The 19,927-nt window shown below is 72.8% G+C and carries 12 protein-coding genes; 11 read left to right on the top strand and 1 reads right to left on the bottom strand.

Annotated features, from left to right (window positions below):
* Positions 1–163 precede the first annotated feature (163 nt).
* The 9 genes from ABT116_RS26820 to ABT116_RS26780 all read left to right on the top strand — a co-directional run bounded on the left by ABT116_RS26820 (position 164) and on the right by ABT116_RS26780 (position 17,847).
* A complete protein-coding gene (locus tag ABT116_RS26820) occupies positions 164–988 on the top strand; it encodes an IclR family transcriptional regulator (RefSeq protein WP_351638784.1) in 825 nt (274 codons plus the stop codon).
* Between the two features lie 394 nt (positions 989–1,382).
* Positions 1,383–2,927 carry an acyl-CoA carboxylase subunit beta gene (locus ABT116_RS26815; protein ID WP_351638786.1) on the top strand — a complete coding sequence of 515 codons (1,545 nt, stop codon included), beginning with the start codon at positions 1,383–1,385 and terminating at the stop codon, positions 2,925–2,927.
* 50 nt (positions 2,928–2,977) lie between these two features.
* Positions 2,978–4,246 (top strand): wax ester/triacylglycerol synthase domain-containing protein, encoded by a 1,269-nt coding sequence (locus ABT116_RS26810; RefSeq protein WP_351638781.1) that lies wholly within the window; start codon positions 2,978–2,980, stop codon positions 4,244–4,246.
* A gap of 55 nt (positions 4,247–4,301) precedes the next feature.
* Complete coding sequence (locus ABT116_RS26805) at positions 4,302–5,768, top strand: MFS transporter (RefSeq protein WP_351638777.1); 1,467 nt, start codon at positions 4,302–4,304, stop codon at positions 5,766–5,768.
* A 63-nt stretch (positions 5,769–5,831) separates the two neighbouring features.
* On the top strand, positions 5,832–7,223 hold the full coding sequence (locus tag ABT116_RS26800) for an NAD(P)/FAD-dependent oxidoreductase (RefSeq protein ID WP_351638775.1): 1,392 nt from the start codon (positions 5,832–5,834) through the stop codon (positions 7,221–7,223).
* Between the two features lie 76 nt (positions 7,224–7,299).
* A complete protein-coding gene (locus ABT116_RS26795) occupies positions 7,300–8,823 on the top strand; it encodes an acyltransferase domain-containing protein (RefSeq protein ID WP_351638773.1) in 1,524 nt (507 codons plus the stop codon).
* Positions 8,824–8,872: 49 nt separating this feature from the next.
* Positions 8,873–14,887 (top strand): SDR family oxidoreductase, encoded by a 6,015-nt coding sequence (locus ABT116_RS26790; protein WP_351638771.1) that lies wholly within the window; start codon positions 8,873–8,875, stop codon positions 14,885–14,887.
* 28 nt (positions 14,888–14,915) lie between these two features.
* Positions 14,916–17,381, top strand: coding sequence for a KR domain-containing protein (locus ABT116_RS26785; RefSeq protein ID WP_351638769.1), 2,466 nt, complete (start codon positions 14,916–14,918; stop codon positions 17,379–17,381).
* Between the two features lie 46 nt (positions 17,382–17,427).
* Positions 17,428–17,847, top strand: a complete 420-nt coding sequence (locus ABT116_RS26780; RefSeq protein ID WP_351638766.1) for an ester cyclase — start codon at positions 17,428–17,430, stop codon at positions 17,845–17,847.
* 51 nt (positions 17,848–17,898) lie between these two features.
* On the opposite strand, the gene ABT116_RS26775 is transcribed toward ABT116_RS26780, so the two are convergent.
* Positions 17,899–18,378 (bottom strand): nuclear transport factor 2 family protein, encoded by a 480-nt coding sequence (locus tag ABT116_RS26775; protein ID WP_351638763.1) that lies wholly within the window; start codon positions 18,376–18,378, stop codon positions 17,899–17,901.
* 39 nt (positions 18,379–18,417) lie between these two features.
* Between ABT116_RS26775 and ABT116_RS26770 the strand changes: the two genes are divergently transcribed.
* Entirely contained in the window at positions 18,418–19,383 is a 966-nt protein-coding gene (locus ABT116_RS26770; RefSeq protein WP_351638760.1) for an SDR family NAD(P)-dependent oxidoreductase, read from the top strand.
* Positions 19,380–19,927, top strand: a 548-nt coding sequence (locus ABT116_RS26765) for a cytochrome P450 (RefSeq protein WP_351638758.1), incomplete at its 3' end; no start/stop codon positions are given. The genes ABT116_RS26770 and ABT116_RS26765, both read left to right, overlap by 4 nt.

Here is a 19,927-nt window from a genome sequence, read left to right as displayed (position 1 = left end):
CGTCGCCCGGGGCGCTGGCCCCCTGGCCGCGGCCGGGCGGGGGCGTCGTGCTGCTCCGCCGTCCGCCCCGTGACCGTCGGACCGGGCAACTACCGTGGTGTGCATGGGACAGGCCGTCACACCGGGGGGTGGGGCGGCGCCGACCTGAACGGGGAGCAAGGGTATGAGCAAGCGCGGCACTCTCGGCGGCAGTGCGCACGCCGACCGGGTCTACCGGGTCCTGCGGGCCTTCACCGAGGTCGAAGGGCAGATGCACGGGCCCGGCGAGCTGGCCGAGGCGACAGGGCTGGACGACTCGACGGTGCACCGGATCCTCCAGTCCGGTGTGTACGACGGAATCCTCGCCCGGGAGGGGCACGGTCTGTACCGGCTGGGGGCAGGGGCCGCGCGGCTCGGGCTGAAGTCCCTCGCCCACGCGCCCAACTCGCGTGTCGCACACGCCGTTCTGGAGGATCTGCACACGGCGACCGACGGCGGGCTGGCGTTCCTCTTCGCCCTGGCGCCCTTCGGCGGCGCCGGGAAGCAGTGCCTGGACATGGCCGTCGGCTCGTCGGACCTGTCCGAGATCGGCATCCCGCACCGGGCGCTGCTGGAGGTCTGCCGGTCACTGCGGACCGGCGCGGCGGGGCGGGCCATCCTCGCGTTCCTTCCGAAGGTGATCCAGGACGGTGTGCTGGCCGAGCCCGTTCCCGACGGCGCGGGGCCGGGAGCGTTCCGCGACGACGCGCGCCTGCTCGCCTCGCTCGAGTCCGTCCGCAAGGACGGCATCGCGCTCGACGTCGAGGAGTGGGCGGAAGGGTGGGTCGGCTGCGCGGCGCCCGTCCGGTGGGACGGGCTGATCATGGGGTCCGTGGCCGTGCTGAAGCCCGGTCACGACATCTCGGCCTGCTCGGTGTCCGCGGTCCGGGCGGTGCGGCGGGCCGCGGAGTGCTTCACACCGGCCGACGACCACGGGCCGTGGTCCGAGGAGGCCCCGGGCTCGTACTGAGCGGCCCGCGATGCGTGAGGCCCCCGGCCGTTCCCGGCCGGGGGCCTTTCATGCCTCTGGACGCGCCTTTTTCCGTGTCTTCTCTGTTAATTCCGGGTGTCCGGACCCGTAAAAGTGTCCGCACCGAGCGGCTGTATTCACGAAATCCTCCGTTTCTCACGAGGCGGGATTCCCGCATATCCCGCCCTGCGGGAGAGTCCCGCATTCGCTTGACATGCGGTGGAGCGGCCCCCGAATAATCGAGAGGGAAAGGAGAAAGCCCGAGGAGAGCCGCCTCCACGAGACGGAGAAAGACTCAGATATGACGGTCCGATCCGACACTCCGGTCGAGAGCCCCGCTCCGGCATCAGACTTACCGCCCCGCACCACCGACCCGGCCGCCCCCGCGTCCGGCATGCACGACAGCATCGCCCTCCTGCACACCACCCGGCGCGACGCCGAGCGCGGACCGAGCGACCGGGCCACCCAGCAGCAGCACGCGCGCGGCAAACTGACCGCGCGGGAACGCCTGGACCTGCTCTTCGACGCGGGATCCTTCCACGAGGTGGAGCGGCTGCGCCGGCACCGGGCCACCGGCTTCGGGCTGGAGCACCGCAGGCCCCACACCGACGGCGTCGTCACCGGCTGGGGGACCGTGCACGGCCGGACCGTCTTCGCGTACGCCCACGACTTCCGGGTCTTCGGCGGATCACTGGGCGAGGCGCACGCGGCCAAGATCCACAAAATCATGGACATGGCCCTTTCGGCCGGAGCCCCGCTGGTCTCCCTCAATGACGGCGCGGGTGCCCGTATCCAGGAAGGCGTCTCGGCGCTCGCCGGATACGGAGGCATATTCCGGCGCAATACCAAAGCGTCCGGCGTGATCCCGCAGATCGCCGTGATGCTCGGCCCGTGCGCGGGCGGAGCCGCCTATTCTCCAGCTCTCAACGACTTCGTCTTCATGGTGCGCGGCACCTCCCAGATGTTCATCACCGGCCCCGACGTCGTGCAGTCGGTGACCGGCGAGGAGATATCCCACGAGGGGCTGGGCGGCGCCGACGTCCACGGAGCGGTCTCCGGAGTCGCCGGTTTCGTCCACGACGACGAGGCCGAATGCCTCGAGGAAGTCCGCCACCTGCTCTCCCTGCTTCCGCCCAACAACCGGGAACTGCCACCGTCCTACGACTGCGCCGACCCGGCCGGGCGCACCAACGACTCGCTCGCCGACCTGGTGCCCGCCGACGGCAACCGCCCCTACGACATGCGCGCGGTCATCGAGGAGCTCGTCGACGAGGGGGACTGGCTGGAGACGCACCAGGGCTGGGGCACCAGCGTGCTGTGCGGGCTGGCCCGGCTGGACGGGCAGACCGTCGGCGTCGTCGCCAGCCAGCCGACCAGCCTCGCGGGCGTGCTGGACATCCACGCGTCCGAGAAGGCCGCCCGCTTCATCTCCGTCTGCGACGCCTTCAGCATCCCCCTGGTGACCCTGGTCGACGTGCCGGGTTTCCTCCCGGGGGTCGACCAGGAGCACGGCGGCATCATCCGGCACGGCGCCAAGCTGCTGTACGCCTACTGCAACGCCACGGTCCCGAGGGTCTCGGTGGTGCTGCGCAAGGCGTACGGCGGCGCCTACATCGTCATGGACTCCCAGTCCATCGGCGCCGACGCCACCTACGCCTGGCCCACCAACGAGATCGCGGTGATGGGCGCGGAGGGCGCCGCGGGTGTCGTCTTCCGGCGGGAGATCGCCGCCTCCGACGACCCCGAGGCGACCCGCGAGCGGCTGGTCAAGGAGTACCGGGCCGAGCTGATGCATCCCTATCACGCCGCGGAGCGGGGCCTCGTCGACGACGTCATCGACCCGGTGGAGACCCGCGCCACGCTGATCGACGCACTGCGCGCGCTGCGGTCCAAACACGCCGACCTGCCGTCCCGCAAGCACGGCAACCCGCCCACGTGACAGGCCGCCCGGCAACGACGACCGCCGCGACCGGCAGGGGAGCCGAGCGCATGAGCCACCGACTCAACCCGATCGACGAGGTCTTCCTCTCCATGGGCCCCACGGAAGACCAGGTCGGCCTGACCCACGGGCAGTTCCTCCGGTTCCAGGGCGGGGCGCCGCCGCTGTCCGACTTACGCGACCACGTGAGGGAGCGGCTGCCCGCGCTCCCGGGGCTGACGCACCGCATGACACCGGCACGGGGGCGCAGGCCGCGGCGGGAACCGGACCCGGGCTTCGACCCGGCGGCGCACCTGCGGGAGCAGGAGTTCCCGCCGGGGACGCCGCTCGACACCGTCCTCACCGCCCTGGCCCGTGAGCCGCTGCCGGAGAACGCGCCGCCGTGGTCGATGCGCCTCGTCCACGGCCACGCCGACGGGGAGTTCGCCGTCTGCTACCGCGTCCACCACAGCGCCGAGGACGGCATGGGCGCCTCGCACATCGTCTCCGCACTCTTCGGCGACCCCTGCCTGGAGGGCGGCCGGCGCGACACGGCGGGTCCACGGCCCCTCATCAGCGGCTCCGCCCGCGAGCTCGCCCGGGGCACGGTGAGCGTGGGCACGGGTCTCGCCCGCGCCCTGGTGCCCGCCCAGCCGTGGCCGAAGGCTCCCCGGCCGCGCCCCGAACGCCTCGGCGTGTCCGCCGCCGACGCGACCTGGAACGAACTGCGGCAACTGAGCCGCCGCTTCGGCGCCACCCTCAACGACGCGTTCCTCATGACGTTGTGGAAGGCACTCGACGCCTGGGCCGCCGACGGCGACCAGGACGTACGGTCGCGGTTCCGCACGGCACCGGTCCCGGTGCGGATGCCGCTCAGCACGCGCCGGCCGGGCGAGGACGCCCTGCTCGGCAACCACCTCACCACCGCGGTCGTCGCCCTGCCCGCCCGGGGCACCCCGCTCGACGTGGCCTTCGGCCAACTCGCCGGGCGCACCCGGCGGATGCGTGCCCACGGCCTGCGACCGGCCAGCCGGGCCCTCGTCGGCATCCTGCCCGCGCCACTGACCCGGTGGACGGTCCGGCGGCTGCTCAGCCCCCGCGCCTCACCGCTGTACGCCTCCAACTTCAGCCTGCCCACGGCGCTGTCCTTCTGCGGCGCCCCCGCCATCGACGCGACCCCGCTCGGCGTCCTGCTGCCGGGCAACGCCCTGTCCGTGACCCTGCTCTCCTACGGGCAGCGGGTCCGCGTCGGCTTCCTCTACGACCGCGCGCTCCCCGACGCGGAGCGGCTGGCCGGCCTCTGGCGCGAGGCGCTGGACACCCTGTCCGCCCCCGCCTAGCCCGGGCCACCGCGCGCCCTGCCCTGCCCACCGCACGCCCAACGAAGGAACTCTCGTGTTCGGTTGGTCCCCTTCCCGTGGAAACGCCCTGTCGACGCTGGTGGTGAGTGCCCTCGCGGTGTTCATGGCCGCGTTGGACAACCTCGTCGTGATCACCGCTCTGCCCGCCATCCAGAAGTCTCTCGACACCGATCTGCAGGAGCTGGAATGGACGGTGAACGCCTACACCCTGGCCTTCGCCGTCTTCCTGATGGGCGGCTCGGCCGCGGGTGACCGCTTCGGACGCCGGCGGATGTTCCTCATCGGGCTCACCGTGTTCACGGCGGCCTCGGCGGGGTGTGCGCTGGCCGGCTCGCCCGGGGAGCTGATCGCGGCCCGGGCCGTGCAGGGCTTCGGCGCGGCCATCGTCATGCCGCTGACCCTGACCCTGCTGACCGAGGCGGTGCCGGAGCGGCGCCGCGGGATCGCCCTCGGCGTATGGGGGGCGCTCAGTGGACTGGCCGTGGCGCTGGGCCCGCTGGTCGGCGGGGCCGTCGTCGAGAAGATCTCCTGGGAGTGGATCTTCTGGGTCAACGTGCCGATCGGTGTGGCCGTCCTGCTGCTCGGCCTGTGGCAGCTCGCCGAGAGCAAGCAGCCCGGCGCACGCCTCGACCTGCCCGGCACCGTCCTGGTGAGCCTCGGCATGCTCGGCGTGGTCTTCGCCCTGGTGAGCACCACCGACGACGGCTGGACCAGCGCCAAGGTGCTCGGTTCCCTCATCGCCGGGATCGTGCTGCTCGTCGTGTTCGTGCTGTGGGAGCTGCGCGCCCCGGCCCCGATGCTGCCGATGCGGCTGTTCGCCAACCGCGCGTTCAGCGCCGTCAACGTCACCAGCATGCTGATGTTCGCGGCGATGTTCGGACTGGTCTTCCTGCTCACCCAGTTCATGCAGAACATCCAGGGTTTCTCGCCCCTGGAGGCGGGCGTGCGGATGCTCGCGTGGACGGCGATGCCCGTCGTGGTCGCCCCCCTCGCGACCTTCCTCACCGCCTGGATCGGCAACCGGCTCGTGGTGGCGCTGGGACTGCTGGCCGAGGCCGTCGCGCTGGGCTGGCTCGCCTCGGTGACCGAGGTGCACACCGCCTACGCGGACCAGGTGCCCGGCCTGGTGCTGGGCGGCATCGGGCTCGGACTGTTCTTCGCGCCCACCGCCGAGATGGCGATGAACGTCGTCGAGCCGCGTGAACAGGGCATCGCGTCCGGTGCCAACAACACCTTCCGCGAGCTCGGCGGCGTCCTCGGCGTCGCGGTGCTCACCTCGATCTTCACCTCGTACGGCGGCTACCTGACCCCGCAGCAGTTCGTCGACGGACTGGTCCCCGCCGCCTGGGCCGGTGCGGGGTTCGCGGCGCTCGGCGTAGTGGCCATGCTCACCGCCCCGCGCCGCTCCAGGCAGCCGCGGCCGGCCGGGGCGGCCCCGGCGCCCGCCGGCCGCGAGCCCGACGCGAGCGAGGCGCCCGAGCTGCAGCGGAGCAGGAGCTAGCCGCGCTGCGGGACGACGGAACGACGAAGACGCACAGGCCAATCGGTACCTGGGGGACCTGAGATGTATGACGTCATCGTGGTCGGAGCGCGGATCAGCGGCGCCGCCACGGCCATGCTCCTGTCGAAGGCCGGACACAAGGTCCTGCTCCTCGACCGCGCCGTCTTCCCCGGCGGGAAGGCCGCCGCGACCAACCTGGTGCACCCGCCCGGCATCCTCCGGCTCAAACGCTGGGGCCTGCTGGACCGCCTGCGGGCCACGGGCTGCCCGCCGATCCGCGAGTACGGCCTGCAGAGCGGCCGGGCCCGGCTGATGGCCCCGCTGCCCGCGGTCGACGGCGTCGACGAGGCGTACTCCCCGGAGCGGGCCGCCCTGGACCGGATCCTGCTGGACGCCGCGATCGAGTCCGGCGCCGAGTTCCGCGAGGGTTTCTCCGTCCAGGCCCTGTGCACGGACGAGGCCGGCACCGTGACCGGCGTCCGCGGACGCACCGACGACGGCACGCCCGTCACCGAGCACGCCCGGCTCGTGGTGGGCGGCGACGGTTCCAACTCCACCGTCGCCCGCCTGACGGGCGCCGAGAAGTACGGCACCCGGCCCGTCCTCAACAAGAGCCACTGGGCGTACTGGGAGGGCCTGCCGCACGACGGCCGGGTCCGCACCCACCGGCACGCCCGGAAGCACACCTTCACCTGGCCCACCCACGACGGCCTGACCATCGTCGGAGTCGCCCTGCCCACGAGCGACTTCAAGGCCGGCAGCGAGGAGGAACGCGACCGGACGGTCGTCGACGCCTTCGAGGCCGTCGACCCCGAGTGGGCCGCGGCCCTGCGCGACACCGAGCGCACCGGCCGCTGGATGACCGGCTCCGTGCCGAATTTCCTGCGCCGCTCCCACGGCCCCGGCTGGGCGCTGGTCGGTGACGCCGGCTACACCCGTGACCCCATCACGGCCGCCGGCATCAGCGACAGCCTGCGCAGCGCCGAACTGCTGGCCGAAGCCGTCGACACCGCGTGGTCGACGTCCGGCGGCGCCGGTCTGCCCGAGGCGCTCGCCCGGTACGGACGGCAACGGGACGACCTGGTCCGGGGCCACTACCGGTACACCTGCGACCACGCGGCCATCGCCGACCACAGCCCCGAGGAGGTCGAGTTCATCGAGGCGATGAGCCGCAGCGCCACACACGGCCGGGACATGGTCGGCGTCTTCGCCACGATCGTGGACCCCGCGCGGTTCTACTCCGCCGCCAACATGCACGCCCTGCTGGACCACGTGGAGTCCGGCCCCGACACGAGCTGGAAACTGCGCATGGTGCGCTGGCTGGTGCGCGGAGCACCACGGCACATCCCACCGGCCCGCCGGACCGGTGACCGCCTGATCGCCGCGAACCTGGGCTCCATGGGCCAGTACCTGCTGGACAGCCCCCGGCGACCGGCCGCGCAGACGGCTTCCTAGCGGTCCACCGACCGCACACCCGCCCTCGACCACCTCAACCCACCCGCGACAAGCCCGCGACAAGGGAGAGATCAGCATGCCCGAAAGCACCTCCACCGCCCCGCGCACCGCGTTCGTCCTGCCCGGCCAGGGCGGCTTCGACGGCGCCGCCCTGCGGCGGGCCAAGGACACGTATCCGCAGGTCCAGCGGGTCTTCCAACGGCTCGACGCCACCACCGAGGCGCTGTTCTCGCAGCGGATCGGCGACGCGGTGTTCGGCCCGGAACAGGCGGACCTGCGCGACCTGCTCGCCAAGGACTCCTGGATGTCCCAGGTGGCCATCTTCGGCGCCGGCCTGGCCGCCCACGAGATCCTCACCGACCACGGCGTCCGCCCGGACGTGCTCGTCGGACACAGCCTCGGCGAGATCACCGCCCTCGTCGCCGCCGGTGCCTTCTCACCGGAGGACGGCGTGCGGATCGTCGCGCAGCGCGTCGCGGTCATCGAACGCCACGACGGAGCCGACGGACGCATGGTGGCCCTGTCGGCCGGCGCCGACCGGGTGCGGATGCTGCTGGGGCTCCTCGACGAGCCGATGCTGGCGGTCGCCACCGAAAACCACGACGAACAGACCGTGGTCAGCGGGCCCGACGCGGTACTGGACCAGGTGACGGCCGTCGCCGCGCAGCTCGGCATCGGCGCCATCGAGATCGACGCGCCCTTCCCCTTCCACACCCCGGCCCTCGCCCCCGCCGCCCCCGAGTTCGAGGCGTACGTCCGCACCCTGGAGCAGCGCCCGCTGCGCCGGCGCGTGTACTCGCCGATCCTGCAGCGCTACTACGAGCCCGACGAGCCGCTCGCCGGCCGGCTCGCGGACCACTTCGTCCAGCCGGTGCGGTTCGCGGCGGCGGTGCGCCGGCTGCACGGGGACGGCGTCTCCACGTTCGTCGAGGCGGGCGGGCGCCCCGCGCTGTCCAAGCTGGTGACCCGGCTGACGCGCGGCTCGGACGTCCGCTCCCTGCCCACCCTCGCGCTGGACGACGGCGGCCGGCCGGCCCTGGACAGCACGCTGCGGGAACTGCGCGAGGCGGGACTGGCCGACGCCGGCCCGGACCGGCCCGGGCTCGCCGAACTGCTTGCCCCGTCCGTCCCCTCCGACATCTTCGAGGCGTACTGGGAGGCACACGGCCCCGAGGTGCGGGAGCGGATCCGCACGGACCTCGACGCCTTCGCGGCCTCCGGGAAGCAGGAGCGTAAGCCGGAGCGGACGCCCGAGCAGGCACCCGCGCCGGAGCGCGCCCCGCAGGAGGCCCCGGCCGGCGTCGACGCGCCCGCGAACGCCGCCCTCGACCGGGACGAGGTCTTCGCCGAGCTGCGGACGCTCTACGCCCAGGCGCTGGAGTACCCGGAGGAGGTCTTCGAGGCCGGAGTGCAGCTGGAGGCGGAACTGGGCGTCGACTCGGTCAAGCAGGTGGAGCTGCTGTCCCGGGTGTCCCAGCGCTACGGCCTGCCGCCGCGCGAGGCCGACTTCCGCCTGGACCCCTACAACACCCTCGACGCCATCGCCGACTTCGTGATCGCGGAGCTGGACCGGCGTCCGGAGCCCCAGCCCGTCGGCTGACCCGGGGCCGCACACCGCCCGTCCGCTTCTTCGAGAAGGACACGCATTCATGAACGACCTCACCGGCAAGGTGGCGCTGGTAACCGGCGGGTCGAGGGGGATAGGAAAGGCCATCGCGCGGGATCTCGCCGCGCGCGGGGCCGACATCGTCCTCAACTACTTCCACTCCCACGACCAGGCCAAGGAGACCCGCGACGAACTCGTCGCGGAAGGCGCCCGGGTCGACCTCGTGCGGGCCTCCGTGGCCCGGCAGGAGCAGGTCGACCGGATGTTCCAGGAGATCGACGAGCTGCACGGACGGCTCGACATCCTCGTCAACAACGCGGCGAACGGCGCTCTGCTGCCGCCCGACGAGGTCACCGAGACGCACCTGGACAAGGCGATCGAGACCAACTACAAGGGCGGGCTGCGCTGTTCCCGGGCCGCCGCGCCGCTGATGGCGCGGAACGGCGGCGGCGCCATCGTCACCGTCTCCGCTCTCGGCGGCTCCCAGATGGTGATGGCCAACTACTCGGCGTGCGCGCCGGCGAAGGCCGCCGCCGAGGCCGCGGCACGGTATCTCGCGGTGGAGCTCGCGCCGCTGGGCATCCGGGTCAACGTCGCGTCCGCCGCGATGCTGAGCAGCGAGGTGGCGGACAAGTTCCCCGACGCCGGACCGATGCGGGAGGTCATCGAACGGGCCACCCCCTGGGGGCGGCTCGGCCGGCCGGAGGAGTTCGCCGCGCTCGTCTCCTTCCTCGCCTCCGACGACGCCCGGTGGATCACCGGCCAGGTCGTCCTGGCCGACGGCGGCCTCACCCTGGGCGCGGCCCTGCTGTCCCCTCCGGGGGAGGAGGCGGCCAGGACCGCCGGGGCCTCGCAGGAGCCGGAACCCGACCATCAGGCAGAGCCCGAGTCCTATCAGCAGCCCGAGTCCGAGTCCCGGTCCGAGCCCGCCCCCGTCGCCACCGGGTCGCACGGTGAGGAGTCCGCCGAATTCGGTGACGACGCCATCGCCGTCGTCGGGATGGGCATGGCCGTCGCCGGGGCCAACAGCCCCGACGAGTTCTGGAAGCTGCGGACGACCGGGGACGAGCTCTTCGTGAAGGTCCCCCGGGACCGCTGGCAGCACGACAGCTTCCACTCGGCCGACCTGGCCGCCGAGGACAAGGCGTACGCCGAACAGTGCGTGTTCATCACGGACTTCGAGGCCGCCGACGGCGCCCTGGAGGGCATGCCGGGCGGCCCCGACGAGCAGGAACTCACCACCCGTTGGCTGCGCCACAGCCTGGTGCAGGCACTGGACGGCGTCCGCCACCGGGACACCGACCGCTGCTCGTTCGTGATCGGCTACACCCCGGACGGCAGCCAGCACCTCGAAGAGGCGGGCGTCCTGCAGAGCGCGACCCGGCTGACCCACGGCATCGTCGACGACCTCGGCCTCCCCGAGGACCGGCGGGACACGCTCCGCGACGGCATCGACCGGACCCTCTCCGAGCGGTACTGGCGCGGCGCCCGCTCCCCCTCGCGTTTCCTGCCCCACCGGGTGGGCGAGGTGGCGATGGACGGCGTCCTGCCCCCGTCCACCGAACTCCACATGGTCGACACCGCCTGCTCCTCGTCGCTGTACGCCGTCGACATCGCGGCCAAGGGCCTGCTCATGGGCAAGCAGGACATCGCCGTGTGCGGCGGGGCGTTCGCGCTGGCGCCGCGCGGCACGGTGCTGTTCTCCAAGCTCCAGGGCCTGTCGAAGCGGGGCACCGTGCACGCCCTCGACGAGAGCGCCGACGGCGTGATCTTCGCCGACGGCGCCGCCCTGGTCGTCCTCAAACGGCTCAGCAAGGCCCGGCAGGACGGCGACCAGGTGCTCGGGGTGCTGCGGGCCTTCGGTTCGTCCTCCGACGGCAAGGGCAAGGCGATCTACGCCCCGAACTCCCGGGGACAGTCCCTCGCGGTGCGGCGGGCGCTGGAGGGCGGCGAGGTCGACAGCGCCGACGTGCGGTGGATCAACGCGCACGCGACCGGTACGCCCGCCGGTGACCTGGAGGAGTTCACCACGCTGCGGGAGCACTTCGGTACGTCCGCCCCGACGGCCGTCACCTCCAACAAGTCTCTGCTGGGCCACACCGGCTGGGCCGCGGGCGTCGTCTCGCTCATCGAGAGCCTGAAGGGCCTGGAGCAGGACACCATCCCCGGGCAGTACCGCCTGGACACGCCCCGCGTCGACTTCCGGCTGGACGAGACGGGCCTGGAGGTCACCCGGGAGCCCAGGCCCTGGACGGCCGACGGGGACCGGCCCCGGCTGGCGGCCGTGTCCGGGTTCGGCTTCGGCGGCACGAACGCCCATCTCATCGTCTCCGAGAACCGCCCCGCCGCCGAGGCGGACACGGCGCACACCCCCACGACCAAGGCACCGGCGGCCGACAGCCGGGTGGTCCTCGTCGGCTGGTCGGCGCATCTGCCGGGCCTGGACGGGCCGGCGGACGTGACGCGCTGGCTGGAGGGCGGTGACGGGCCGCTCGACAGCTTCGGGGCGGACTATCCGGTACCGCCGTTCAACCGGGTCCGGCTGCCCCCGAAGACGATCCGCGCGCTGGACCGGTGCCAGCTGATGGTCCTGGAGTGCGCCCACGAACTGCGTGACCGGATGCCGGACTTCTGGAGCGAACAGGCGCCCAAGACCGGGGTCTTCGTGGGGCACATGGGACCGACCAGGGCGGCGATGCAGTACGCGAACCGCTGCTACCTGGACGACGTCGGGGAGGCGCTCGCCGCGTCGCCCCTGGCCGGATCGGCAGAGGTGCCCAAGGTGCTGGACCGCCTGCGGGAACAGGTGCGTTCGATGATCCCGGAGTCCAACGAGGACTCCTTCCCCGGCCAGATGCCCAACATCATCTCGGCCCGGGTGGCGAACTACTTCGACCTCAACGGCTCCAACATGACCGTGGACTCGGGCTTCGCCTCCGCCCTGTCCTCCCTCACCCTGGCCGGCCGCTACCTGCGCACCGGGGAGCTGGACTTCGCCCTGGCCGGCGGCATCAACGGCAACAGCCTCCCCGAGTACCGCTCCCTCATCGGCGACCTGCTGCCCGACCCGGGGACGGAACTCGCCGAGGGCGCCGTCCTGTTCGCGCTGACCACGGAGGAACGGGCCCGGAGCGCGGGCCTGCCCGTCCTCGCCTACCTGGACGAGACGGTGGACGAGAACGCGGACGAGAAGGTGAACGGCGCTGTGGACGAGACGCCCACGAGGGACCCCGTCCGGTGTGGCGCCGACGCCCCGGAGAACGCCCGCTACCTGGGAGCCTCCGGCGGCCTGGCCGTCCTGCGGGCCCTGCACGGCCCCGCGGGCCGGGTGACCGTGTCCGGCACCGGCGACACCGGCACGGCGGGAGCCGGCCTCAGGCTGACGATCCCGGGCACTGCGCCCGAGCCCCGGGACGACACCCCGCCCGCCCTCCTCCGTGCCCCCTTCCGCTCCACCACCCACACCGAAGCCGGGGACCCCCTGCGTGTCCGGCGGTGCGTGCCGGTGCTGGAGGAGACTCCTGCCCGCCCGGTGCGCGAGCGGGTGCCGTTCCTGGCCGACGGGGCGGTCGTCGTCACCGACGCTCCCGATCTGGTGGCCCGGGCGGCCGGTCCGGACGCCACCGTCACCGTGCTGTCCACCACGCCCCTCGACACCCCGCGCCCCGGCTGGCACCACCTGCCGGAGGTCACGCCCGAGACGGTCCGCGAGGCCCTGTCCCGGGCCGGCGGTCCGGTCACCCGGCTGCGGGTGCTCAGTGACCTCGGCCGGGCCGCGCCGCCGGAAGAGGTCCTCGCCTCGGGCGGCACGCCATCGCTGCTCGCCCTGCACGACGCCGCGTACCTCGCCGTCCAGTACGCCTACGACGACCTGGCACGGCACGGCTCGGACCTGACGATGCTGCTGCTCGGCGCCGTGCCGGACGGCACCCCGCACCCCTTCTCGGGCCTGTTCACCGGCCTGTTGAAGAGCGCGGGCCTGGAACTGGCCGAGGGCGGCAGCCTCGCGTTCCTCACCTCAGGCCAGGACGTGGCGGCGGCGGTCCGCGCCGTGGAGGAGGAGAGCCGCGCCGGGCGCGACTTCCCGGTGGTCGTGGAGACGGACGGGGTGCGTCGTACCGTCCGGCTGCGCGAGGAGCCCGTCGAGCTGGACGAGGCGACGCCCGCCGCGCTGGACCGGGACTCCGTGATCGTCGTGGCCGGCGGCACCCGGGGCATCACCGCCGAGGTCGCCAAGTCCCTCGCCAGGGAGTTCGGCCCGCGCATCCACGTGCTCGGCAGCAACGACCTCGACGCCTACCCGCCGTCCGTCTTCGAGGGCGGCGACGAGGAGTTCGCGGCCGGCCGGGCGGCGTTCATCTCGGCCGAACTCGCCAAGGGCGGGGGCCGCAACGTCGCGAGCATCACCAAGGACTTCGACCGGATGCTCAACGCCCGCGAGTCGCGCCGGAACCTGCGCGAGATGGCGGAGCACAGCGGCGCGGGGCGCGTCACCTACCGCGCCTGCGACATGCGCGACGGTGCCGGGGTCGACAAGGCCCTCGGCGAGATCGTCCGGGAGCACGGACGGATCGACCTGCTCGTCAACGCCGCCGGGCTGCAGCGCTCGGCACTCATCAAGGACAAGGACTTCACGGAGTTCACCGCCATCCGGGACCTGAAGGTGGCGTCGTACCTGAACCTGAAGCACGCGCTGCGCGACACCCCGCCGCGTCTGTGGTGCAACTTCGGCTCACTGCTGGGCTTCTTCGGGCAGCTCGGCGAGGCGGACTACGCCGCGGCCAACGACTTCCTCGGCACGGCCGCCGCTCACGCGACGGCCACCTCGGACCACCCGGAGGTCACCATCGGGTGGACGCTGTGGGCGGGCGTCGGCATGGGCGCCGGCGAGCTCACGAAGGCGTACTACGAACGGGCCGGCTCGTACAGCAGCATGCCGGTGCCCGAGGGCGTCCACCACTTCGTGCAGGAGCTGCACGCCCCCGTCCGCCGCCCCTCCGTCGTGCACCTGGGCGACGCGGAGGAGGCCACGGTGGAGAAGTTCTACCCCGGCTACCTCGCCCACCGGCCGGCGGACCCGCCCCCGGCGGACAGGCCCGCACCCGGTTTCTTCCTGCGCCGGGAGGTGTCCTCGGACGGCCGCTCGGCGGTGTTCGAGTGCCCCTTCGACCTGCGGACGGACGGCTATCTGGAACACCACACCGTGCGCGGCGAAGCCACCCTGCCGGGCACGTTCGTGACCGAACTGGCGGCCCAGGCGGCCCGCCGTCTGGTGCCGGGGCGGCACGTCGTCGCCTTCGAGGACCTGACGTTCGAGCACTTCCTGCGCGTGTACCGGGACGTCCCCACGGCACCGAAGCGCATCACCGCCGAGATCGTCGAGGACGACGGCGGGGACGAGTACGGGGACGAGGGCGGGACGACCGTCGTACAAGTGCGGGTCTGCGAGGACGTGGTGTCGCCCGGTGGCGTCGTACTCGTCCGGGACAGGCCGCACTTCACGGCCCGGGTGCTCCTGGCGGACGCGTATCCGCACGCCCCGCGCTGGGACGCCTGGGACCCGGCGGACGACACCCCGGTCCCGGACCCGTACCACCAGGAGGGCTCCCCGGTGCGGCTGAGCGGACCGTTCGTCTCGACGAGCGGCACCGCCGTCCACCCCCGCGGCAAACGGGCCCGCTACGACCTCGACCTGCCCTCGGACGACCCGGTCTGGCAGGGGTTCACCGTCCCGTGCGTCCTGCTGGACGGACTGGCCAGGGTCGGCGTGCTGGACCTGGTGGACGACCGGCTGATCCCCGTCGCCGCACCGCTGTCGATCCGCCGCGTCGACCTCTACGAGGAGGCCAACGACCTCACCCTGTCGTCCGGCAGCGACCGCATCGACCTGTACGCCACACCCCCCGGGTTCGGCCTGGCCGACGACCGGGCCGAGAACCGGTTCGTGGCGGCCCGCCCCGACGGCCGCATGGTCCTCCAGATGAAGGACCTCCGCGCGGCCCTGATCGGCTACGTCGACGCCCGCACCGGCGAGGCAGTGCCCGTCGACGGCGCCTGACCGGCACGACCAGGAAGGAGCACACTCCATGCCGACGTCCCCACCCGCCCCCGCCGGGGCGGCGACCGACGACCCCTCGGTGCAGCCCACGACCCGGATGGTGTGGCGGCCGGCCGCCCTGCCGCCGCTCACCGGGGTGTCGCCCCGGCTGTCCGGGATGCGGGTCCTCGTGCTCGCCCACGACGACGACAGCGCCGGGCGGGTCGAGCGCGAACTGACCGCACACGGCGCGCGGGTACGCCGGTGCACCCCCGCCACGGCCGCACCCGGACCCGGCGACGACCCCGTGGACGCCATCGTCGACCTCACCGTGGGCGTCGCCCCGCACGAGCACGGCACGACGGACCTCGCGGACGCCTGGCGCGAGCCCCTCCTGCGCACCGTGGCCGCCCTGCGCGGGCAGTACGCGGACTGGTCCGCCGAGACCTCCGCGCGACGGCTGTACTACCTCGCCGTCACCTACCTCGGCGGCGGGATGGGGCACCACCCCGACGACGACCTGGGACAGCCGCTGGGCGGCATCTGGGCGGGCCTGGCCAAGACGCTGCACCGGGAGTTCCCCAACTGCAACGCCCGGGTCGTCGACATCGCACAGTCCGACGTCGCGGACCTGCCCGGCATCGTCGCGAGCGAGCTGGGCCGGCCGGGCGAGATCGAGGTCGGCCACCGCGGGGGCCGGCGTCTGACCCTGTCCCCCGCCGCCCGGCCCGTCGGCGCGCCCGCCCTGGAGCTGGGCGTGGACGACTGCGTGCTGATCTCGGGCGGCGGCCGGGGCATCGGCTGGGAACTGGCCCGGACGCTCGCCGGACGGCACGGCGCCAGGGTCCTGGTGACCGGCCGGGAGCCGTTCCCCTCCGAGGGCGAGCCCTGGTTCGGCGCGGACGAGAAGGAGCTGAAGGAGTACGAGAAGCGGCTGTGGTCGGACAGCGCCCAGGGCCGCCCGCTGCCCGAGATCCGCCGCGACATCGCCCGCACCCGCCGCCTGTGGGAACTGGCCGGCAACATCACCGCGGCGCGCGAGCGCGGCCTGCGCGTCGAGTACGCGCAGTGCGACTTCACCGACCCCGAGCAGGTGCGGGCCCTGCTGCGGCGGGAAGGCGCGGCCCTCACCGGCGTCGTGCACAACGCGGGCGTGGACCACGCGGCCCGGCTGCCCAAGAAGTCCGACGACGACATCCTGCGGACGGTGGGGACGAAGATCGGCAGTTTCGTCCATCTCTTCGGTGAACTCGCGGACAGCCGGCTCAAGTTCTTCTGCAACGTGGGCTCGCTGACCGGGCGGCTGGGCGGCATGGTCGGCCAGCTGGAGTACGCCGCCGCCAACGAGGGCCTGGCCCGGCTGGGCCGGTGGGCCGAACGCCGGGCGGACTTCCCGGTGATGACGCTCGCCTGGCCCACCTGGGACCGCATCGGCCTCATCGCCAACTTCGCCGCGACCCGGCGCTACATGGCCCCGCTCGGCGTCGCCGACGGCCTCGCCAAGTGGCAGGACGAGCTGCTGGCCGGCTCGGCCGGGGAGATCACCTTCGTGGGACCGCTCGGCGACGCCGTCGACCCCGGCCAGGCCACCGGCTACCCGGTCGTGCCCGACCTCCCCGGGCACCCCGAGGTGTACCCGAAGATTTACCACCTCGGGGAGGTGACCTCCTACGAGCCGCACGCCCGGCTGGTGTCACGGGTCCGCTTCGACCGGGACACCGCGCCGGTCCTCACGGACTTCCTGGTGGACGGCGCGGAGGCGGTCCCCGTCAGCCTGCTGCTGGAGAACGCCCTGCGCGGCGCGGAGTGGATCGTGCCCCCGGACTTCCCGGAGCTGACGGCCGACTGCCTGGAGGACGTCGTCGTCCCCCTGGACCTGCTGAGGCTGGACGGCCCGGCGACGGTCCTGGAACGAGAGATCCGGGGCGCCTACGACGGGAGCACCTGGACCGTCGACGTCCGCTTCCGGCGGCCGGGAGACCCCGGCGGCCGGGACGACGGGCGGAACGGTGGCCGGGACGGCGGGCGGGACCGCGGTCAGGGCGCCGAAGCCCGGGTTCGGATCGTGTACACGCCGGGAGACACCCGCTCGCCCGCCCCGCCCCGCAGCGGCGTCACCCCGGTGACGACCTGGCGCTCGGGGCCCGCGCAACTGCGCTGGCTGTCGTCGGTGGTGCCCCGGGCGCGCTGGACCCGTACCGGGCGCGGCGGCTGGGAGGGCGAGGCACGCCCCTGCGCGCCCGGCGACCTGTGGGCGACACCCGCCGCCCCGCGCACCGCCCTCGCGGTGTCCCCGCTGGAGAACGTGGTGCGGCTGTGCACACGGCAGGGGCGGGGGCTCTCGGTCGCGGTCGACCCGCTGACCCTCGGCCGCGTCACCCTGCACACCGCCGAGGACGGCGACTCCCGCATCGAAGGAGACCCCGTGCTCGGCACCTGGAAGGTGACCTGTGCGTCGTCCGGCGCCCGCGTCATGACGCTGACCGGATGCGAGGGTCCGGTCGCGGCCGGCTGAACCCACCGGAAAAAAACCCCGACTGTTCGAAGAAAAGGAGCAGGAAATGTCGGACACCCTGAAGAACAAGGCCGTGCTGGAGCGCTACTACGAGGAGTGCCTCAACAAGGGAAACCTCGACGTCATCTACGAGGGAGCGGCTCCCGACCACATCAGCCACGGAACCGCCCCGAACAGTGAGGAGGGCGTGGAGCACCTGAAGGAATGGGTGCGGATCCAGCGCGCGTCCTTTCCCGACCTGCACGTCACGGTGGACGACTGGATCCTGGAGGGCGACAAGGTCGTCAGCCGGTTCACCGCGCGGGGAACCCACACCGGCGAGCCGTACGAGGGAATTCCGGCGCAGGGACGTGATTTCGCCGTACCCGGAATCGTCATCGACGAGTTCCGGAACGGAGTGATCGTGGAGAGCTGGTTCTCGCTCGACGCGTTCGACCTCGCGAAGCAGCTCGGCGCCTTCGGCTGAACGCGCCACGGCACCGGCACCCCGCCCGGGGCGCCGGTGCCGGCCCGGGCGTCACACGGTGCGGTCCGCGCGCGCGGTCGCGTCCGTGATGGGCTCGGCGTGGGCCTCGGCGTTGCCGGAGGCGGCGATCCGGTCCAGGGCCCGCTGCAGGACGACGGTGTCCTCCAGGGTGTGGATCTCGGTGATGCGCCCCCACTTGAGGTACATGAATTGCGTCATCACGTTCTCGTAGCGGGAGCCGTCGGGCAGCGGGCCGCCGATCCGTACGCGGGTTGCGACCTTCGTCAGCCAGGGGCCGCCGGAAACGATGATCTCCTGCGGCTCGAATGCGGCGTCGGGAATCAGCCGGAAAACCCGCTGCCACCACAGACTCATGGATTCGACGGTGTGCCGCTCACCGGAGAGCGCGTGCTCCCCGTAGAACACATAAGTGAATTCCGGCGCGAGTGTGTCCACCATGGACTGCCAGTTACCGGAGTTGATGTCGGAAAACGCCTTGCGCAGCTTCGCTGTCACGATCCGGTGATACATGCACGGTTCCTTTCCGAGAAGCCCTGCCCGAAACGGGAGATGAGGGAGACCTTGACCACTGATCCGAACCCGGTACTGATCACGGGTTGTTCATCCGGAATAGGCCGCGCCTGTGCGCTCAGGATGCACCGTGCGGGAATGCTCGTGTACGCCACCGCGCGCAGGCCCGAGACGCTCGCCCCGCTGGCCGCCGAGGGCATCCGCACCCTGCGTCTCGACGTCACCGACGAGGAGAGCATGCGCGCGGCCGTCGACACCGTCGAAGCCGCACACGGGCCGGTCGGCACGCTGGTGAACAGCGCGGGGTTCGCCGCCTCCGGTGTCGTGGAGGAGATCGGACTGCCCGAGATGCGGCGGCAGTTCGAGACCAACGTGTTCGGGCTGGCCCGCCTGAGCCAGCTGGTCCTGCCCGGCATGCGGGCCGCGGGGCGGGGCACCGTCGTCAACCTCTCCTCGATCTTCGGCCGCTACGCGGTCCCCGGCGGCGGCTTCTACCAGGCGTCCAAGCACGCCGTCGAGGCGCTCAGCGACGCGCTCCGGCTGGAGACGTCCGGCTTTGGCGTCAAGGTCGTCCTCATCGAGCCCGGCCCGGTGCGCACCACCAACTTCGGTGCCACGTACGTGGACAACCTCCCGTCCGCCGGCGAGGCCTACGACGACTTCCGGCAGCGCACCGCCGACTACTTCGAGGCGATCTACACCGGCAGCCGCCGCACCCTGGCGGGCACCTTCACCGTCGAGGCCGACGACGTGGCCCGTGTCGTGACCCGCGCGGCCCTCGCCCGGTGCCCCCGCGCCCGCTACCCGGTCGGCTTCCTCGCCCGGAGCACCATCGCGCTGCGCCGCCTGGCCCCCGACGTGGTCTTCGACCACCTCTTCGTACGGCGCGCGTTCCCCGTGCCGCGCGGCAGCGCCGGCCGTACCGCCCCGGCCCGCGCCGTGTCCGCGCTCCGGCGGACGGCGCCGGTGACCCGCACCGCCTCCCCAGGTAAGGACTTCCGATGAACACCGTCACCGCCACTGCCCCTTCCTCCGCCATCGCCCCCGGCCCCAAGGGCGCCCCCCTCGTGGGCAGCCTCGGCCCCTGGCGCCGCAACACCGCCGAGTTCCTGCTCGGCCTCCAGCGCGACTACGGCGAACTGGTCCGGATGCGGCTCGGGCCGATGACGGTCCACCAGGCCACCAGCCCCGAAGCGGTCCGCAGGGTGCTGGTGGAGAACAACGCCAACTACGTGCGCGGGCCGCTGTACGAGCAGTTCGGCGTGGTCATGGGCAAGGGCCTGCTCACCACGGACGGCGAGTTCTGGCGCGGCCACCGCCGGGCGGTGCAGCCGGTGTTCTCCAAGAACGCGGTGAACGACATCGTCCCGAACATCGTCTCGGCCACCCAGGAGATGCTGGACGAGTGGGAGGCCAGGGCCGCGCGCGACGAGCCCGTGGACCTGATGGCCGAGATGCTGCGGCTCACCCTGGTCACCCTCAGCCGCTCGCTGTTCGCCTACGACATCAAGCCCGCCTCCCACGTGCTGAAGCGGATCGTGGACGACGT

Source organism: Streptomyces sp. NPDC002130 (assembly GCF_040296465.1).
In the GTDB taxonomy this organism is placed as follows: domain Bacteria; phylum Actinomycetota; class Actinomycetes; order Streptomycetales; family Streptomycetaceae; genus Streptomyces.
The sequence above is the reverse complement of the archived record's forward strand: the minus strand, read 5'-3'. Positions and strand labels throughout refer to the sequence as shown.